The organism is Pseudideonella sakaiensis (assembly GCF_048320135.1).
Taxonomy (GTDB): Bacteria; Pseudomonadota; Gammaproteobacteria; order Burkholderiales; family Burkholderiaceae_C; genus Ideonella_A; species Ideonella_A sakaiensis_A.
Window position 1 is genome coordinate 2,308,441 of record NZ_CP182947.1, and the last position, 18,694, is coordinate 2,327,134.

At 67.9% G+C, this 18,694-nt stretch carries 16 protein-coding genes and 1 tRNA gene; 7 read left to right on the plus strand and 10 right to left on the minus strand.

What is annotated here, in order from left to right; all coding sequences use genetic code 11:
• Positions 1-22: 22 nt before the first annotated feature.
• A complete protein-coding gene (locus ACNH6H_RS10405; RefSeq protein WP_418317445.1) occupies positions 23-613 on the minus strand; it encodes a hypothetical protein in 591 nt (196 codons plus the stop codon).
• 134 nt (positions 614-747) lie between these two features.
• On the opposite strand from ACNH6H_RS10405, the gene ACNH6H_RS10410 reads away from it, so the two are divergent.
• From ACNH6H_RS10410 to ACNH6H_RS10420, 3 genes are read left to right on the plus strand one after another with little or no spacing between them, the layout of a single operon-like run.
• Positions 748-1,833: an RNA methyltransferase gene (locus tag ACNH6H_RS10410; RefSeq protein ID WP_418317446.1), complete on the plus strand. Its 1,086-nt coding sequence runs from the start codon at positions 748-750 to the stop codon at positions 1,831-1,833.
• On the plus strand, positions 1,826-2,248 hold the full coding sequence (locus ACNH6H_RS10415; protein ID WP_418317447.1) for a PaaI family thioesterase: 423 nt from the start codon (positions 1,826-1,828) through the stop codon (positions 2,246-2,248). Before ACNH6H_RS10410 ends, ACNH6H_RS10415 begins: the two co-directional genes overlap by 8 nt.
• Positions 2,245-2,967 (plus strand): YecA family protein, encoded by a 723-nt coding sequence (locus tag ACNH6H_RS10420; RefSeq protein WP_418317449.1) that lies wholly within the window; start codon positions 2,245-2,247, stop codon positions 2,965-2,967. Before ACNH6H_RS10415 ends, ACNH6H_RS10420 begins: the two co-directional genes overlap by 4 nt.
• On the opposite strand, the gene ACNH6H_RS10425 is transcribed toward ACNH6H_RS10420, so the two are convergent.
• Together ACNH6H_RS10425 and ACNH6H_RS10430 are read right to left on the minus strand one after the other, a co-directional pair.
• Complete coding sequence (locus ACNH6H_RS10425) at positions 2,964-4,298, minus strand: Hsp70 family protein (protein ID WP_418317451.1); 1,335 nt, start codon at positions 4,296-4,298, stop codon at positions 2,964-2,966. The two genes, ACNH6H_RS10420 and ACNH6H_RS10425, sit on opposite strands and share 4 nt — an antisense overlap.
• Before the next feature lie 54 nt (positions 4,299-4,352).
• Positions 4,353-6,296, minus strand: a complete 1,944-nt coding sequence (locus tag ACNH6H_RS10430) for a PhoX family protein (protein WP_418317452.1) — start codon at positions 6,294-6,296, stop codon at positions 4,353-4,355.
• Between the two features lie 191 nt (positions 6,297-6,487).
• Here ACNH6H_RS10430 and ACNH6H_RS10435 point away from each other — a divergent pair, with 191 nt between their 5' ends.
• Together ACNH6H_RS10435 and ACNH6H_RS10440 are read left to right on the plus strand one after the other, a co-directional pair.
• Positions 6,488-7,483, plus strand: a complete 996-nt coding sequence (locus tag ACNH6H_RS10435) for a hypothetical protein (protein ID WP_418317453.1) — start codon at positions 6,488-6,490, stop codon at positions 7,481-7,483.
• Positions 7,484-7,558: 75 nt separating this feature from the next.
• Entirely contained in the window at positions 7,559-8,302 is a 744-nt protein-coding gene (locus ACNH6H_RS10440; protein WP_418317454.1) for an SDR family oxidoreductase, read from the plus strand.
• Positions 8,303-8,314: 12 nt separating this feature from the next.
• Here the strand turns inward: ACNH6H_RS10440 and ACNH6H_RS10445 are convergent, their stop codons facing one another.
• The 3 genes from ACNH6H_RS10445 to ACNH6H_RS10455 are packed head-to-tail and all read right to left on the minus strand — an operon-like array spanning position 8,315 to position 14,087.
• Complete coding sequence (locus tag ACNH6H_RS10445; protein WP_418317455.1) at positions 8,315-9,424, minus strand: septal ring lytic transglycosylase RlpA family protein; 1,110 nt, start codon at positions 9,422-9,424, stop codon at positions 8,315-8,317.
• Positions 9,425-9,483: 59 nt separating this feature from the next.
• Positions 9,484-12,318, minus strand: coding sequence for a formate dehydrogenase subunit alpha (gene fdhF / locus ACNH6H_RS10450; RefSeq protein ID WP_418317457.1), 2,835 nt, complete (start codon positions 12,316-12,318; stop codon positions 9,484-9,486).
• The gene (locus tag ACNH6H_RS10455) at positions 12,315-14,087 is read right to left on the minus strand and encodes an NADH-ubiquinone oxidoreductase-F iron-sulfur binding region domain-containing protein (RefSeq protein WP_418317458.1); all 1,773 of its coding nucleotides are present in this window, start codon (positions 14,085-14,087) and stop codon (positions 12,315-12,317) included. The genes fdhF and ACNH6H_RS10455 overlap by 4 nt, the downstream gene beginning before the upstream one ends.
• Positions 14,088-14,171: 84 nt before the next feature.
• Here ACNH6H_RS10455 and ACNH6H_RS10460 point away from each other — a divergent pair, with 84 nt between their 5' ends.
• On the plus strand, positions 14,172-15,248 hold the full coding sequence (locus ACNH6H_RS10460) for a substrate-binding domain-containing protein (RefSeq protein ID WP_418317460.1): 1,077 nt from the start codon (positions 14,172-14,174) through the stop codon (positions 15,246-15,248).
• 42 nt (positions 15,249-15,290) lie between these two features.
• Here ACNH6H_RS10460 and ACNH6H_RS10465 read toward each other — a convergent pair.
• A tRNA-Arg gene (locus tag ACNH6H_RS10465) sits at positions 15,291-15,365 on the minus strand.
• Between the two features lie 241 nt (positions 15,366-15,606).
• Here ACNH6H_RS10465 and ACNH6H_RS10470 point away from each other — a divergent pair.
• On the plus strand, positions 15,607-16,491 hold the full coding sequence (locus ACNH6H_RS10470; RefSeq protein WP_418317461.1) for a c-type cytochrome: 885 nt from the start codon (positions 15,607-15,609) through the stop codon (positions 16,489-16,491).
• A gap of 54 nt (positions 16,492-16,545) precedes the next feature.
• Here ACNH6H_RS10470 and ACNH6H_RS10475 read toward each other — a convergent pair whose 3' ends face one another.
• From ACNH6H_RS10475 to ACNH6H_RS10485, 3 genes are read right to left on the minus strand one after another with little or no spacing between them, the layout of a single operon-like run.
• Complete coding sequence (locus tag ACNH6H_RS10475) at positions 16,546-17,088, minus strand: DUF2946 family protein (RefSeq protein WP_418317463.1); 543 nt, start codon at positions 17,086-17,088, stop codon at positions 16,546-16,548.
• 46 nt (positions 17,089-17,134) lie between these two features.
• On the minus strand, positions 17,135-18,145 hold the full coding sequence (locus tag ACNH6H_RS10480; RefSeq protein ID WP_418317464.1) for a YheT family hydrolase: 1,011 nt from the start codon (positions 18,143-18,145) through the stop codon (positions 17,135-17,137).
• An 8-nt stretch (positions 18,146-18,153) separates the two neighbouring features.
• Positions 18,154-18,600 carry a YybH family protein gene (locus ACNH6H_RS10485; protein WP_418317466.1) on the minus strand — a complete coding sequence of 149 codons (447 nt, stop codon included), beginning with the start codon at positions 18,598-18,600 and terminating at the stop codon, positions 18,154-18,156.
• Positions 18,601-18,694: the final 94 nt, after the last annotated feature.

Sequence of the window (18,694 nt, forward strand, 5' to 3'; positions counted from 1 at the left end):
CTGGAGCTGCACCAGACTGGCCTCAGGCCAGCGCGCGCTCGATCTCGGAAAAGCTCTGCGCGATATCGGAGATCGGAACGTTCAGGCCGGTCTGGCGCTCTATCTGCGTGCGCGAGACGACGCCGCGGATGCGCGCCGGCACCAAGTCGTGTTTCTGCTCGACGACCAGCAGGTGGTTGCGCCCGAGCTTTTGCAGCGTTGCGATCAGGTTGCCGATCGTCGCCCGCTGCAACTGGTCGAAATCGACCGCGTCGAGCGACAGCAGCGGCGTCATCACGTCGGCCACGCTCAGTTCGTCGAAATGCACATTGCGTTCATGCACCAGCCGCATCGGCTTGTCGCCGGCAACATCGTTGCTGGTGACCAGGCCCTCGATCGACGGCATGTCGGTGACGACAAACAGCATCCGCACACCCTGGTGGATCATCACCTGCTCGGCCTGGCGCAGGCCGGTGCGCGGCGAGGTGGTGGCCGCGCGGATCCTGCTCAGGTCGGTCATCACGTCGAGCGCCGGCGAATCGATCGTCAGCGTCGGCCTTGCCTCGGGCAAGGTCTGGGCGATCGACATGCCGCTGCTGAGGTGGAAGGTGGCCAGCGCAGCTTGTGGGTTCACGACGTCCTCCTGTCTCGTGATGCGGTTCTGTCGGGTCGTTCAGACCTTACGCCGAATCACGCCGCGATGCCAGAGTTGCACGCCCTCGCCGCGGATTTCCAGGCGATCTGCCGGCGGCGCGACAATGCCGGCCTATGCAGATCGACGATATCCGCCGCCGGCTGAACGCCTGCGGCGCCAAGCCGCCGCACGTGCAGCGGATCCTGCGCCTGTGGGCGATGGCGCTGCCGCAGGACAGCGGCCGGCGCAAACCGGTCGATTTCCTGCCGGCCAGCGTGCGCGCCGAACTGCCGGCGTTGTGCGCCGAGTTGCAGCGCCTGGCCACACTCGACGGGCAATTTGCCGATGCCGACGGCTCGTCGCGCCTGCTCGCGAGGCTGGCCGACGGCCAGCTGGTCGAAAGCGTGCTGCTGCCGCGCGACGGTGTCTGCGTGTCGAGCCAGCTCGGTTGTGCGGTCGGCTGCGTCTTCTGCATGACCGGGCGCAGCGGGCTGCTGCGCCAGCTCGGCAGCGCCGAGATCGTCGCCCAGGTCGTGCTGGCGCGCACGCTGCGGTCGGTCCGCAAGGTCGTCTTCATGGGCATGGGCGAGCCGGCGCACAACCTCGACAACGTGCTCGATGGGATCGAGCTGCTCGGCACCTCGGGTGGCATCGCACACAAGAACCTGGTGTTCTCGACGGTCGGCGACCGGCGCGTCTTCGACCGCCTGCTGGCCTTGCCGGTCGGCCGGGTGCGGCCGGCGCTGGCGCTGTCGCTGCACACGACCGATGCCGCGTTGCGCCACCGGCTGCTGCCGAAGGCGCCGCCGATCGCGATCGACGAGATGGTCGAGCTGGCGGAACGTTATGCGCGCGCCAGCGGCTACCCGACCCAGTACCAGTGGACGCTGCTCGAAGGCATCAACGACGGCGATGCCGAAATCGACGGCATCGTCCGGCTGCTCGCCGGCCGCTATGCGATCCTGAATCTGATCCCGTACAACGCGGTCGATGACCTGCCGTACCGGCGGCCGGCGTGGTCGAGCTGCGAGGCAATCGCCAGCCGCCTGCAGCGACGCGGCATCCTGACGACGCTGCGCCAGTCGGCGGCGCAGTCGGTCGACGGCGGCTGCGGACAGCTGCGTGCGCGAAGCCTGGCCGGTGCCGATGCAGCACCGCATACGTCCCACCCGATCCACGTCCACCGCGCGAAAGCCACGACAGGAACCATCCATGCTTAGACCCGACGTCACGATCGCCAGCCTGCACGAACGCCAGCAGGGCACGCTGCCCGGCCTGTTCGGCCTGACAGTCACCGAACTGGCCGAGGGGCGGCTGCTAGCCGAATTCAAGCTGCAGGACTGGATGCGCGCGCCGAACGGCTTCCTGCATGCGGCCAGCGTCATCACGCTGGCCGACAGCTGCTGCGGTTATGCCTGCCGCGCACACCTGCCCGACGGCGCCAAAGGTTTCACGACGATCGAGCTGAAAAGCAACTTCCTCGGCACCGCGCTCGACGGCACGATCCGCTGCATCGCCGAGGCCGAACATCTGGGCCGAACGACACAGGTCTGGTCGGCCGTCGTGACCGGCCCGGCCGAACAGGGCAGCCGCAAGATGGCCTTGTTCCGCTGTACGCAGATGGTGTTGTGGTGAAGCCGGCAACAGGCAGCGGCGGAACAGCACCGCCGTTCAGCGACGCCGAGCTGGACCGGCTGCAGCAGCTGCTCGATCGGGTACCGGCGCCGTTCGAGGCGCTCGATGTCAGCATGCTCGACGGTTTTCTGTGCGGCGTGCTGGTTCAACCAACCCGGATCGCCGAGGCGCAGTGGCTGCCGCTGATCACCGATGTCGAGGGCCGGCCGCTGCCGAAGGGCTTCGATGCAGCGCCGCTGCACCAGCTGGCGCGCCGCCGCCACCGCGAGCTCGATGCGGCGATAGGCGCCCGCCGCTGGTTCGATCCCTGGGTCTTCGAGCTCGACCTCGACGCCGCCGCGGACGAGCCCGGTAGCGACGACAGTGACCCGGATGAAGCGCCGCCCGAAGTCAACGCGGTTTATCCATGGGTTGCCGGCTTCGTCACCGCGCTCGATGTCTTTCCGGGCCTGATGGCCAGGTCCGGACCGGCGCTCGACGATGCACTGATCCTGCTGTACCGCCACCTCGACCCGGACGACTTCGAGGATGCCGACGAGATGCTGCTCGCGATCGAGGCGCTCGAGCCGGCGCAGAACCTGACGGTGGCGGTCGAGGAACTGGTGCGGGCAACGCTGCTGCTGGCCGATATCGGCCGCCCGCTGGCCGCGCCTCGCGCGGGCCGGCCGGCGAATCGACCGCGACCCGGCGCCGCGGGCAAAGGCAGACCTCGCCGCTAGCGGCGGCCGGTATCCCCCGCATCGCCGGCAAAGCATCGCTGCGCATAGAGGCCAAGCCCGCTGACGACGCTGGCAAAGCGGTGGCCGCGGATCGTCCGCGCCTCCGGAAACGCCGCACCGATCCGCTGCGCGAGCAGCCGCAGCCCGGTCGAGCCGCCGGTAAAAAACAGGCTGCCGATCTGCTGCGGCTGCAAGCCGGCCTGGCGCACCGTCTCGCGCGCCGCATCGACGATCGCCTCGATATCGGCCTCGATCGCCGCCACTGCGAGCGATTCGGCCAGGTCGACCGCGAGCCCTGCCTCGACCAGGTCGAGGTCGATGCCGGTCTGCCCGCCTTCGGATACCGCGATCTTCGCCGCCTCGGCACGCGCGACCAGTTCGTGGCCGAGCCGCTCGTCGACCACCGTCATCAGCCGGCGGTGTTGCACCGGATCGGCATAGAAGCGGCGCATCGCGCGCAATTCGGCGACCCGCTGCGGACCGTAGACGGTATTGATCAGGTGCCAGGTCGCGAGGTCGAAATAGACGCCGCTCGGCACCTCGCGCGGCGGCGCATCGCCACGGCTCGGGCCAAGGCCGCGGTAACCGAGCAGCGGCAGGATCGCAGCCAGCTCGATGCGCCGGTCGAAATCGGTGCCGGCGACATGCACGCCGTGATTGGCCAGCACATCGTCGCGGCGGTCGATGCGGCCGGCGCGTTGCGGGCCGACCCGCACCAGCGAAAAGTCCGAGGTGCCGCCGCCGATGTCGGCGACCAGCACGACTTCTTCGCGGTCGACGCTGCTCTCGTGGTCGAAGGCCGCGGCGATCGGCTCGTACTGGAAACGCACCTCGGCAAATCCGACCCGGCGCGCCGCCGCCTCGAGCGAGGCCTGGGCCTGCGCGTCGCGCTGCGGATCGTCGTCGACAAAAAAGACCGGCCGGCCGAGCACGGCCCGGTCGAGCGGCGCGCCGAGTTGCCGTTCGGCGGTTTTTTTCAGGTGCAGCAGATAACCGGAGATCACGTCGAGGTAACGCACGCCGCGGCCGCCGCCGGCATCTGTCGTCTGCTCGACCAGCGGCGAGCCGAGGATGCTTTTCATCGAGCGCATCAACCGGCCGTCGATGCCGTCGACATAGGCGGCAATCGCGGCGCGGCCGAAGGCCCGCGGCGGCCCGTCGTCCTCCGGGCCTTCGACGAAATAGAACACCGCGGTCGGCATCGTCGGCTCGCCGGCCTCGAGCGTGACGAGCTCCATGCCGGCGCGATCCGGCGCGGCAATCGCGATCGCGGAATTCGAGGTGCCGAAATCGATCGCGCAGAAAGACTTGCGTTCCGGGGCTGTCGGCATGGCTCGGCGGCTGGCTGGCGGTGGGGGCGGGATTGTAGGCGGCCCCGCAAACACTCAGCTGCCGATCACGCCACCGTCGTCGCGGCGGATCACCACCGTCGCCGAGCGCGGCCTGTCGCCGGGCCGGCCGCTCGGCCAGCTCGAAAAACGCGACGGATCGTCGGGGTCGTTGCGGCCGCGCACCGCCTCGCCCGGGTGCTGCACATTGATGAACATCGTGCTGCCGTCCGGCGTGATCGTCGCGCCGGTGATCTCGCAGTTGTTCGGCCCGGTCAGAAACCGCCGCACCTCGCCGCTGCGCGGGTCACAGGCCAGCATCTGGTTGTTGCCGATGTTCTGCAGGTCACCGCCATCGATGCGCGCCGCCGACATGTCGGTCTGAATCCAGAGGACGCCGCGCTGGTCGAGCATCAGCCCGTCGGGATTGGCAAACGCGTCGCCGTTGACCGTGCCCTTCGCCTGCGGCCGCGGATCGGCCGGGTCGCCGGCCAGCATCAGATGGCTCCAGCGCAGCGTCTCGCCGTCGAAATCGCCGTCCTCGCGCCAGCGGATGATCTGGCCCATCACGTTGGCGGCGCGCGGGTTGGCGGCATCCGCGCCGGGCATGCCGGGCGCGCCGCGCTGGCTGTTGCTGGTCAGCGTGCAATAGACATCGCGGGTCGCCTGGTTGATCGCGACCCATTCGGGCCGGTCCATCTTCGTCGCGCCGAGCAGGTCGCTGGCCTGCCGCGTCTTCACCAGCACCTCGCCCTGGTCGGCAAAACCGTTCGCCGCCGTCAGAGGCCCTTCGCCATGGCGCAGCGGCAGCCAGCGCCCGCTGCCGTCGGCATCGAAACGTGCGACATACAGCGTGCCGTGGTCGAGCAGTTCGCGGTTTGCCGCCGCGGCCGAGATACCTGGCCGGGCCGGCGCAATGCGGTCGCGGCTGACGAAGCGGTAGATATATTCGAATGCGGCATCCTCGCCCGAATAAATGACGGCGCGGCCGTCCCGGGTCACGGCCACCCACGCGCCTTCATGCGCGGCGCGGCCAAGCGCGGTACGCTTGACCGGCGTCGATGCCGGGTCCATCGGATCGACCTCGACGATCCAGCCGAAGCGGTTCGGCTCGTTCGGATGGCGCGCGGCGTCAAACCGCTGGTCGAAGCGGGCCCAGCCGTACCAGCCGGTTTTTGGCAGCCCCCAACGCCGCTGGTGCGCGTCGGGCGTGTCGCCGGCGTCGAAATAGCCGTTGAAATTTTCCTCGCCCGACAGGTAGGTGCCCCACGGCGTCTGGCCACTGGCGCAGTTGTTGAAGGTGCCAAGCACGATCTCGCCGGACGGGTCGGCTTCGGTGCGCAGCAGCCGATGGCCGCCGGCAGGTCCGCCGAGCCGGCATGGCGTCGTCGCGGTGATGCGGCGGGCAAACCGCGACGGCCGCACCAGCTGCCAGTTGCCGGCTGCGTCGGCTGCAACCTCGGACACCGAGATGCCATGCGCGGCCTGCGATTTCGCGACCTTCTCGGCCGACCAGCTGCGCAGGCCATCCTCGTGCAGCAGGCCGTCGTCGACATATTCATGGTTCATCACCAGCAGACCACGCCGCGAACCGTCGAGCGAGATATAGTGGATGCCGTCGTGGTGCATGCCGAACTGCAGCGCCTGCTCGGCGGCGCTGTTGCGTGCATCGGGGTCGAATGCCGGCATCTGGCCGGCGATGCCGACCGGATCGCCCCACGCCGCGATCACCGTCGCGCGATAACCGTCGGGAACGATCACCCGGTCGACGCGGCTCGACGGAACCGGTTTGAACCCGAGCAGCGGCCGAGCCGCCAGCGGCCAGCTGCCGGTCGCCGGCGGCACCGTCGTGCAGCCCGACAGCGCCGTAGGCAGCAGGCCGGCCAGCAGTGCCGAGAGGCCGCCGGACAACCAGGTCCGCCGCGCCGGGTCAGTCAGCTGGTGAATGTTCGGATTGGGCGAACGGTTGCTGTCTTCTAGGCTCGAAAAATCCTTGGCCATCGGTCCTTTTGGCGGGCCTCTGCGGGCCACTTCGTCACAGTGTTTCGAATTTCCTGAGCGCGCCTGCCATGTCACCTGCGGCCGCTCGATCCCGCCGACCGCGCGACGGCAATCATCAGGACGGTCATTTCCACATCCATTGTGCCGTGTCGAATCGGCACAATCGCGACGATGAGCACCGGTGTCGGCCCATGTCGCGGATCATCCAGACAACGCTGATTGCGGGATCGGTCGCTGCCGTTGCGATCTACGCATTCGTCGCGAAGAACAGCGACCCCGGCGAATGGGTCCAGATTGCCGCTCGACAAGACATTGCAGAGCGATTGCCTCCAAGCATCCCGGTCCCTGCCCTCGAACCGTCGATCGAAACTTCCCCCCGCGCCGCAGCGACGATCGAGGAGCGGCGACTCGACAGGCAATCGATCGGTGCCGCATTGACGGCCATCGAGCCGCCGGCGAAACCGTTTCCCGACATCCTCGCAGCATTTCGCAATGCTGCGCTGCCTTCGGACGAGGCCAAACTGCAACTTCTCTCGGCGCTGTCTTATTGCAGCAATGCCAGACACAGCGCGGAAATTGCGCGCAATCAACGAGCGGCAGGGAATACGGCCGGCCAGGATGAACTGATGATCGAGTCGCTGGACAAGCAGCACATTGCACAAGCCAGATACTGCTTTTCCGTTTCCCAAGCCGACTACCTCATTCGTCTGCAGATCCTGCAGACAGCTGCAGAAGCCGGCAACAAGGATGCGATGCTGTTCTTCTACGAGGTCGGACCAGCGGGTACCTGGGACGAAGCCGAGGTCAACGCACGGGGCGAAGATCGCCTGGCAGCCTGGCATGCAACGGCTGCAGCTTTCCTGCGCACTGCCGCACAAGCAGACAAGGCATCGGCCCGAACGACCGACGCACTCAACACGCTGGTTCTGCTTTTTCGGACTCCGGAATGTTGTGTTGACCCGCAAGACGGCACGGCCGATCCTTTCGCTCGCCAAAGAGACGATGCGAAGGCCTATGCCTATGCGCTCGCCTGGGCGGAGCTGCTCCGGCTCCGGCACCCGAAGCGATACGAGTTCTACATCGAGCAAACGCTGCGACCCATTGCAAAGAACATTTCCTCCGCGGATCAGGAAACCGCAGCGCGGCGGGCGCGTGAACTTCTGCAACAGTTTGGCGCCAACCCATGACGCGGCGCCATCGGCGAGGGTCGGTGTGCCAATAAGCGGCATCGCTCGGCCGCTCGACACGGCACAATCGCAGCGATGAAAACCGTACTGATCACCGGTGGCAGCCGCGGCATCGGCGCGGCCTGTGTCGATGCCTGCGCGGCGCGTGGCTGGGCCGTTGCGGTCAACTACAGCCGCGATGCCGCTGCGGCGCAGACGGTGGCTGTGCGCGCGCGTGCGGCCGGCGTGCCGGCGCTCGAGGTGATGGCCGATGTATCGGACGAGCAGCAGGTGCTGGCGATGTTCGCACGCATCGACGCCGAGCTGCCGCCGCTGTTCGGCCTCGTCAACAACGCCGGCGTCGTCGACGTGCAGACCCGCGTCGATCAACTGAGCGTCGCGCGCATCCAGCGGATGTTCGGCATCAATGTGCTCGGCAGCATGTTGTGCGCCCGCGAAACGGTGAAGCGGATCAGCACCGCGCACGGCGGCAACGGCGGCAGCATCGTCAACCTGTCGTCGGTCGCGGCGACGCTTGGCGCACCGGGCTGGTATGTCGACTATGCAGCAAGCAAGGGCGCGATCGACAGCTTCACGGTCGGGCTGGCGCGCGAGGTCGCGACCGAGGGCGTGCGGGTCAATGCGGTGCGCCCGGGCATCATCGATACCGAGATCCATGCATCGGGCGGCCAGCCCGAGCGGGCTCAGCAATCGATCGGGCTGATCCCGATGCGCCGGGTCGGCCGCGCCGACGAGATTGCCGCGGCGATCTGCTGGCTGCTCGGCGACGACGCAAGTTATACGACCGGCGCGATCATCGACGTCAGCGGCGGCCGCTGAACGAGATCGCCCTCAGCGGCGTTCGACGATCACCGGCACCAGCTGCAGCGATTCGCGCAGCCGCTCGGCCACCGCAGCCGCCTGGTCGCGGTCGGCATACGGACCGGCCTGCAGCCGGTGCAAATCGGCATCGCTTCGCAGCTTCAGCTGCGGCGCGATCCAGCCGAGATCATCGACGACCTGGCGCTGGAAAAATTCTGCACCGTCGCGATGCCTGAACGCGCCGAGCTGCACCCACCACGACTGCACTGCGGCAGCCGGCATCGGGTCGCCGCTGGAGATCGACAACGGTGTCGTGCTGATCGGCGCCGGGCTGGCAACCGGCAGCGGTGTCGCAACCGTTGCCGGCCGAGATGTCGACACCGCGGCGATGTCGTTGGCGGTCGCGGCGATCGGCTGCAATGGAGGCGGGGACGGCATGTCGCGGGGCGCAGGCACCTGGACCGCGGCGACCTGCGGCATCCGGTCGCCGCCCGGTTCGCGGCGCCAGCTGCCGGCCAGGATTTCGCTGCCGGTGATGCGTTCGATCTCGACCGGCGCGACGCCGCGCAGCAGATCGAGTTTCCATGCCGCGACATAACTGAGGTCGATGATGCGGCCCGGATGGAAGGGCCCGCGGTCGTTGACGCGGACGACGATCTCGCGCTGGTTGGCCGGGTTGCGCACCCGGACATAACTCGGCAGCGGCAGCGTCGGGTGCGCAGCCGTCATCGCAAACATGTCGTAGGGCTCGCCGATCGCGGTCGGCCGGCCATGGAACTTGCGGCCGTACCACGAGGCGAGGCCGCGCTCGTTGAACGGCGCATCCTCGGTGATTGGCCGATAGCTGCGGCCGAGCACCTCGTAGGGGCGCAAGGTGCCGCTGCGAAACGGCTCGAGCATCGGCACCGCATCGGGAACACTGGCCAGATCGGCCGGCACCGATGACGGCGGGCCGTCGCGTTCCCAGCTCGGCGCCGGCCCGGGCCGCTTGCCGGCCTGGCGCTGCGCGCCGCCGGATGCGCAGGCGACCAGCACCACACTGATGCCGAGCACACCAAGCAACCGCAGTGAACGGACGGCCGCCGCAATCGGGGCCGCTGAGCGGGCCGGCATCGGCGGCGCGAGGTCGGGAGTCGGCATGGCCGACACCCTAACCGAAACCACTGCGCCGGCCAACCGGCGAGGCCGCCCAGCCAGCCTCAGTTTGCGCCGACCAGCCCCTCGGCCAGTTCGCCGCCGGCCATTGCCCGCACCGCGCAGAACTTGAACTCCGGGATCTTGCCGAACGGATCGAGCTTCGGATTGGTCAGCCGGTTGATCGCCGCTTCGGCATAACAGAACGGCACGAACACGGTTCCGGGTGGCGAGCCTTCATCGGCGCGTGCATACAACACGACCTGGCCGCGGCGCGATTGCAGCGTGACGACCTCGCCGGGCAGGATGCCGAGCCGCTGCAGGTCCTGCGGATGCATCAGCGCGACCGGATCCGGCTCGATCGCGTCGAGCGCGGCGGAGCGCCGCGTCATGCTGCCGGTATGCCAATGCTCGAGCTGGCGGCCGGTGATCAGCACCAGCGGGTAGTCGGTATCGGGCTGCTCGTCGGCTCGGATGATGCCGGCCGGAACAAACCGCGCCTTGCCGGTCGGCGTCGGGAAGCGGTTGACGAACTCGACGCGGTCCCCCGGATCGCCTTCCTTCATGCACGGATAGGTCACCGCACCGTCGTGCTGCAGCCGTTGCCAGGTGATGCCGGCGATGCTCGGCATGCTGCGCCGCATCTCGTCGAACACCTCGCCGACATCGGCATAGTTCCAGTCGAGGCCGATCCGTTGCGCCAACTGCTGGATGATCCACAGGTCCTGCCGCGCATCACCCGGCGGCTTGACCGCGGCCTGGCCGAGCTGCACCAGCCGGTCGGTATTCGTGAAGCTGCCGGTCTTTTCGGCAAATGCGCTGGCCGGCAACACGACATCGGCAAATGCCGCGGTTTCGGTCAGGAAGATGTCCTGCACGACCAGGTGGTCGAGTCTTGCCAATGCGGCACGTGCGTGGTTCGCATCCGGATCACTCATCGCCGGGTTTTCGCCCATGACATATAGGCCGCGCACCTCGCCGGCATAAGCCGCATCCATCACCTCGACAACGGTCAGGCCCGGCGTCGGATCGAGCGGCATGCCCCACAACTTCTCGAACTTCGCGCGCGCATCGGCGTTGTCGACACGCTGGTAGTCCGGGTACATCATCGGGATCAGCCCGGCATCACTCGCGCCCTGCACATTGTTCTGGCCACGCAGCGGATGCAGGCCGGTGCCCGGGCGGGCGATCTGGCCGGTCATCAGCGACAGCGCAATCAGGCAGCGCGCGTTGTCGGTGCCGTGCACGTGCTGGCTGACGCCCATGCCCCACAGGATCATCGACGCCTTCGATGTCGCATACAGCCGCGCGACTTCGCGGATCGTCGCCGCATCGATGCCGCAGACCGGCGCCATCTCCTCCGGCGAATAACGCGCCAGATTGGCCTTCAGCTCGTCGAAGCCGATCGTCCGCGCGGCGATGAAATCGGGCGCGGTCAGCCCTTCCTCGACGATCACGTGCATCATCGCGTTCAGCAAGGCGACGTCGGTATCGGGCTTGAATGCCAGGTGGCGCCACGCCAGCCGCGCCAGATCGCCGCGCCGCGGGTCGAGCACGATCAGCTTGGTGCCATTCTTCACCGCATTCTTGATGAAGCTCGACGCCACCGGATGGTTCACGCTCGGATTGGCGCCGATGATGATCACGACCTCGGCAAATTCGACATCCCGCACCGGATTCGACACCGCGCCGGAGCCGATGCCTTCGAGCAGCGCGGATACCGACGACGCATGGCACAGCCGCGTGCAGTGGTCGACGTTGTTGCTGCGGAAACCGGTGCGCACCAGCTTCTGGAACAGGTAGGCCTCCTCGTTGCTGCCCTTGGCCGAGCCGAAGCCGACCAGCGCCTTCGGGCCGATCTCGTCGCGGATGCGCTTCAGGCCGTTGGCCGCGACATCGAGCGCCTCTTCCCAGGTCGCTTCACGGAAAACTTCGCGCCAGTTGTCGGCGTCGAGGATGATGTCCTCGGTCTTCGGCGCATCGGCGCGGCGGATCAATGGCGTCGTCAGCCGCTGCGGGTGGTGCGCATAGTCGAAGCCGTAGCGGCCCTTCACGCACAGCCGGCCATCGTTGGCCGGGCCGTCGCGGCCTTCGACGTGGATGATCTTGTCGTCCTTCACGTGGTACGTGACCTGGCAGCCGACACCGCAGAACGGGCACAAGGAATCGACGACCTTGTCGGCGACCATGTCCGGCGCGACGACCGCAGCGCCGGCCGCATCGCGGCTGGCCTTCGGGATCACCGACGACAAGGCGCCGGTCGGGCAGGCCTGCACACATTCGCCGCAGGCGACGCAGGTCGACTGGCCCATGACATCGCCCTGATCGAAAACGATCTGCGCATGGGCGCCGCGGAAAGCCAGGCCGATCACATCGTTGACCTGCTCGTCGCGGCAGGCACGCAGGCAGCGCGTGCACTGGATGCAGGCATCCAGATTCACCGCAATCGCCGGATGCGACAAGTCCTGCGCCGGCTGCGCGCGTTCTGCAAAGCGTGGCGCGCCGACACCCATCACACCGGCCCAGCCGCTCAGTTCACCGAAATCACGCTCGCCGAGCTGCTCGCGCGGCATGTCGGACATCAACAGTTCGAGCACCAGTTTCTGCGACGCGACCGCGCGCTCGCTGCTGCTCTTGACGTTCATGCCGGCGCTCGGCGCACGGCAGCACGAGGCGGCAAGCACCCGCTCGCCATCGACCTCGACCATGCAGCTGCGGCAGTTGCCGACCGGCTCGAGGCCGTCCTTGTAGCAAAGGTGCGGGATCTTCACGCCTTCGCGCTTCGCGACCTGCAGGATGGTTTCGCCGGGGATCGCGCTGACCGGTTTGCCGTCGAGGTGGAATTCGATCGTCTGCACGGTCGCTGCCGTGCGGTTCGGTTTGTCGAGTACAGCGCTCATGACGACAGTCCCAGTTCTTCAGGAAAATATTTGATGACGCAGTCGACCGGATTCGGCGCCGCCTGGCCGAGGCCGCAGATCGATGCATCACGCATCACCAGCGACAGCTCGGCGAGCAGCCCGGTATCCCAGTTGTCGCCGGCGATCAGCGCGCGGGCCTTGCTGGTGCCGCTGCGGCACGGCGTGCACTGGCCGCAGCTTTCGTCCTCGAAGAAGTGCATCAGGTTGCGCGCCGCATCGGTCGCACGGTCCCAGTGGTCCTTGCTGCGTGTCAGCACCATCACCGCGGCCGATCCGATGAAACAGCCATACGGCTGCAGCGTGTCGAAATCGAGCGGGATATCGGCAAGGCGTTCGGGCAGGATGCCGCCGGACGCGCCGCCGGGCAGATAGGCATAAAGCTCGTGCCCTTCGGGCAGCCCGCCGCCATATTCATCGACCAGCTCACGCAGCGTGATGCCGGCCGGCGCCAGGTGCACGCCGGGCTTGTTGACGCGGCCCGACAGCGAATACGAACGCAGGCCTTTGCGGCCATGGCGGCCCTGCGACGAGAACCACTCGGCGCCGCGCTCGATGATCTCGCGCACCCAGTACAGCGTCTCCATGTTGTGCTCGAGCGTCGGCCGGTCGAACAGGCCCTTCTGCGCAACATACGGCGGGCGCAGTCGCGGCATGCCGCGTTTGCCTTCGATCGACTCGATCATTGCCGACTCTTCGCCGCAGATGTAGGCGCCGGCGCCGCGCCGCAATTCGATCGGAGGCAGGCGATCCAGCGGGATGCCGGCGGCAGCCAGTTTCGCCGGCAATTCGGCCAGCTCGGCCTCGAGCAGTGCCCGGATGCCGTGGTATTCGTCGCGCAAATAGATATAGATCGCGTCGATCTCGACCGCCCAGGCGGCGATCAGCATGCCTTCGAGGAAACGGTGCGGGTCGCGCTCGAGGTAGACGCGGTCCTTGAAGGTGCCGGGTTCGCCTTCGTCGATATTGACCGCCATCAGCCGCGGACCGGGCTCGGAGCGGACGATGCCCCATTTGCGGCCGGCCGGGAATCCGGCGCCGCCGAGGCCGCGCAGGCCGGACTCAGACATCAGCTTGATGACGTCTTCGATCTTGCGCTTGCCGGCAAGGCAGTCGGCAAGCAGCGAATAACCGCCGCCGGCCCGGTAATCCTCGAAGCGCAGCGCATCGGCCGGCGCCTCGTCGCTTGTCTGCTCGGCTGTGACAGCGAGCACGACCTCGGCGCTGCGCGCACGGATCACCGGCTTCTGGCCGACAACAACGACCGGGGCCTGTTCGCAGCGGCCGACACAGGGCGCCGCGATCACGCGGACATCGGCCTGCAGCAGATCGGGCAGCTTGGCCAGCAGATTCTTCGCGCCAGCGAGTTCACACGACAGGCCGTCGCAGACACGCACCGTCAATTTCGGCGGCTGCGGCAGCGTGCCGGCGGCATCCTCGCGGACGACGTCGAAGTGGTGGTAGAAGCTCGCGACTTCGAAGACCTCGGTCTGCGCGAGCTTCATCCATTTCGCGAGCGCGGCGATGTGCGGCGTCGCGAGCTGGCCGAATTCGTCGTTCAGCACATGCAGGTATTCGATCAGCAGATCGCGCCGCGGCTCGGCATCGCCGAAGCGGGTCGCGAGCAGGCCGATCACTTCGACCAGGGCGTCGCCGTCGACGCGCCGGCCCTTGGGCTGCTGACGCTGGCGCTGGCGCTGGCTCGGCAGTTGGTCGCTCAACTGCTTCAGGGAGATGCTGGTGGTATTCATGGCCGCGAGCGTAGACAGCCGGCGTCGATTGGTTATGCTCGGCGCTTCATATCTGCCCAGCAGCTGACGCGCCCGGGACTTCCCATGCTGCACATCCGCATTCGCCCGCAATGGCAACTCGGCCCCGGCGGCCCCGACGAGGAAACCCGGGCCGTCGACAGCAGCGCTTTGCTGGCCCTGCTGACCGCGGTGCAGGAAACCGGCTCGCTGGCACAGGCCGCGCGCAGCCTCGGCAGTTCCTACCGACATGCCTGGGGCCAGGTGCAGCGCGCGCAATCGGCATTCGGCCAGCCGCTGATCGAAGGCGGCCGCGGCCGCAACTCCAGCCTGACGCCACTGGCGCAGAAACTGATCTGGGCCGACAAGCGTGTTGCCGCGCGGCTGTCGCCGCTGCTCGATTCGCTGGCATCGGAGCTGGAAGGCGAGCTGGCACGCGACAGCAGCCGGCTGCAGGCGTTGCGCCTGTATGCCAGCCACGGCTTTGCGGTCGCTGCGCTGGTCGAGCGGCTGGAGGCGCTCGCGCTGCCGGTCGAAGTGCGCTACCGCAACAGCCTCGAATCGGTCGCCGCGTTGTCGCGCGGCGAGTGCGACCTGGCCGGCTTTCATGTGCCGATCGGCGAATTTGCCGACGCGGCGGCGCAGCGTTACCGGCCGCTGCTGAATGCGAAGGCGCACCGGCTGGTTCACCTCGCGGTGCGCCGGCAGGGGCTGATCGTCGCGATGGGCAATCCGAAGCGCATCAGCGGTCTGGCCGACCTCGGCCGCCCGGAGGTGCGTTTTGTCAATCGGCCGCAGGGATCCGGCACCCGCGCATTGACCGAACTGCTGCTGCACAAGGCCGGCCTCGAACCGCGCCGGCTGAACGGCTGGGACGATACCGAGATCACCCACTCGGCAGTCGCCGCCTTCATCGCCAGCGGCATGGCCGATGCCGGCATCGGCGTGCAGACCGCAGCCCAGCGTTTCGGGCTGCCCTTCATTCCGCTGCTGCGCGAGCGTTATTACTTCGCGGTGCCGGCGGTGGCGCTGAACGAGGAGCCTGTCGCGAGCGCGCTGCGCATCATCGGCGCGCCGGCACTGCGCTCACGGATTGCGGCGCTGGTCGGTTACGAAGCGGGGGAAACGGGGAAGCTGCTAACGCTGGGCGAAGCCTTCGATTGAGGGCGTCGATCCTTCGTCGGGCATCGCGCGAATGCGGGATGCTGGTGCGACCGGCAGGAATCGAACCTGCGCCTAAGCCTTCGGAGGGCCCAATGATATCCACTTCACCACGGTCGCCGCGTAGCACGACATTCTAGCCTGCCGGGCCCGGTCACGATGCCGGCCCGCGGTATCGGCGCGACAGCACAGCCGGCGCACCGAGGGTTTTGCAGTATGCCCACACCTATAATGCGGGGTTTGACATCATTCGGCACGGTCGGGCGAGGGGCGCCCGGGTTGTATCGGTGGCGTCGCCTGTCGTCGCGGCCATCGGGCTGGTCGGCAAACACCGCAGTCATTCAAAAGCTTCGAGGATTTCATGAGCGACGCCCATTCCCACCACGACGACAGCAGCCCGCACGAAGGTCCGATCAAGACGCCCAAGCAGCTGATCATTGCGGTGTTTTTCTCGTTCCTGATTCCGATCATCGCGATCATCCTGCTCGCCACCTACGTCACCGCCGACAAGCGGCCGGCGGCCGGCAGCGACGGCATGGGCGCCGAGGCGGTGGCCCAGCGCATCCAGCCGGTCGGCCGGGTCGTCGTGAAGGACCCGACCGATCTCGCGTCGATGAAAACCGGTGAGCAGGTATATGCCGCGCAATGTGCGGCCTGCCACACCGCTGGCGTTGCCGGCGCGCCGAAGCTTGGCGATCAGTCGGCCTGGGCGGCGCGGATCGCAACCGGCTACGAGGCGCTGCTGACGGCGGCGCTGAAGGGCAAAGGCGCGATGGCAGCGCAAGGCGGCGGCGACCACAGCGACCTCGAGATCGGCCGTGCCGTCGTCTACATGGCGAACAAGGCTGGCGCCAATTTTGCCGATCCGAAACCGCCCACCGCAACCACCGCAGCCGCGCCGGCTGCTGCAGAAACGACTGCACCGGCCACCGCCGCGGCACCGGCCGCACCGGCGACCCCGGCACCGACTGCCGCGCCGGCCGCCGCCGAGACGAAGACTGCAGCTGCCGCGGCGCCGCCTCCGCTGTACGGTCAGGTCTGCGCCGCCTGTCACGTGGCCGGGGTCGCCGGCGCGCCGAAACTCGGCGACAAGGCGGCATGGGCGCCGCGTCTGGCCGCCGGCATCGATGGCCTGACCGCCAGCGTGATCAAGGGCAAGGGCGCGATGCCGCCGCGCGGCGGATCCACCGCCACCGATGCAGAGATCAAGAGCCTCGTCGAATACATGGTCAGTACCGTCAAATAAGACGGCGCCTTGCACTCACCGAGCCGGCTTCCGCCGGCTCTTTTTTTGCCTGCTTCAGCCGCGCGGTGCGGCGGCAAGCGGGCTGACGACGAAGCCTTGCTGCCGCGGCAGCTGCGCGGCCACGACATCGGCCGTTTTCCAGCGCCCGGCCTCGATCTGCTCGGCGGCGAGGTTCATGTCGAGGCTGTGCACCAGTCCGCAGCCGAGGTCGGTGACAAGAAACAGCCGGCCATTTTCGTCGAGCAGCGCTTCGCGGTAGCGGGCCTGACTGCCGGTATGGCTGGTGATCGACACCGCGCCATCCGGCGCCGCGGCCAGCCGCCAGACAAACGGAGCAGCCTCGAGTTCGACATAAACCCGTTGCGGGCCGTTCTGGAAAAACCAAGCGCCGTCGTCATCGGCCGCGTAGTTGCGCTCGATGAACTCGCGCAGCTTGGCGTGTTCGATCCGGCTGCCCTTGGCCTGCGGAAACGGACCGGCCGCTTGTACCTGGTCGTCGCGCAGATACCAGTCGCCGCGCGCATCAAGCGCGAGCCAGCCTCGGCAATGCGGAACATTCGGCCATTTCTGCAACGCGGCCTTGACGATATCGTCCATCTGCAAACTCCTGTGCACGACGCGAACAGCCGCGGTCGACAGCGAATCAGCCCAGATCGGGCGCGGCCAGCCAGGCCATCACCTGCTGCGGCATCGTCAGCAGATGGCCGGGCGGCGGGCCGGCCGGAAAACCGACATGGCCGCCTTCGGCAGGCTGCCACAGGCGGACATGATCGCCGACTTCATCGGCGCGCGGCAATGACCGCGCCGGCACGAAGGGATCGTTCAGCGCATTCAGCAGCAGTGCCGGTATCCGGATGTCGCGCAGATGCGGCTTCGACGAGCCGCGCGACCAGTAGTCGTCGACGCCGCGAAAGCCGTGCAGCGGCGCGGTGAAGACATCGTCGAACTGGTACAGGTCGCGCGCCGCGAGCAGCCGCTCGCGGTCGAACAACCCCGGATGCTGGGCCAGTTTCGCAAGCGCCTTCGGCACCATGCTGCGCAGAAACATCCGCGTATAGACCTGCCGGTTGAATCCGCGGCCGATCGCATGACCGCCGGCTGCGAGGTCGACCGGCGACGAGACCGCGGCAACCGCCTGCACGGTGGCTGCGGCCGACTGGCCAGCCTCCTCGGCCCAGCGCAGCAGCGCATTGCCGCCGAGCGAGACACCAACCGCGCGCATCGGTCCGCGGCTGGCGGGATGGGCCCGCCGCAGGCGGTCGAGGATCCAGCCGATTTCCTCGTAGTCGCCCGAGTGGTAGGCGCGCGGCGCGTGGTTCAGTTCGCCGGAGCAGCCGCGGAAATGCGGCACGACAAAATCCCAGCCACAATGCGCGGCATGCGCGGCAAAGGCCTGCGCATAGGGGCTTGCCGACGAGCCTTCGAGGCCGTGAAACAGCACCAGCAGGCAATGCTCGCCGGCAGGCGCGGCCGCAGGCTGGCGCTGCCAGTCGACATCGATGAAGTCGCCATCCGGGCTGGTCCAGCGCTCGCGCTGGAATGCCGCCGGCCTGCCGATGTGGCGGCGCGAGAACAGTGCCGGCCAGACGGTCTGCAGATTGCCGCCCCAGCTGCCCGATCCGGCCAACCAACGCGGCGCCTGGAATGCCTCCATCCCTGCGATCAGTGCAGCACCGACGCGACCCCTGCATCGGCAACGTCGCGCGCGGAACCGGGGCTCGCATGGTGGGCCACCATCCGCCAGCCGAGGCCGGTCTTGATATAGACATTGGTTGCCAGCACCCAGGCGGTCTGCGGCCCGTCACTGCCGGCAACGCGGACCGCCTCGACGACGCTGTGCACCGCGGTCGAGTGGGTGCGCACGCGGCGCACCTGCTGCGGCTGGACGTCGATCACGCCGTTCGCGAACATGCCGTCGAAGCTGGCGCGGATCGCCAATGCGCCGACCAGCCGCGGGCCGCCCGGATGGACGCAGCTGATCTCTTCCTCGTCGGCCCAGATCGACATCAGCCGCTCGATGTCGCCATGTCGCAGCGCGTCGTAGAACTGCTGCTCCATCTCGTCGGGCGACGCCAGATGGGCGACCGATGGCTTGGTCGTGGCAGTCATCGCGTCGGGCCGGCGGATCCGCCGGTAGTGGGAGGAGCAGGCGGCATCGGCATCGTGCGCCGATTGTACGGAGGCCGCCGACCCTAGAATCCGG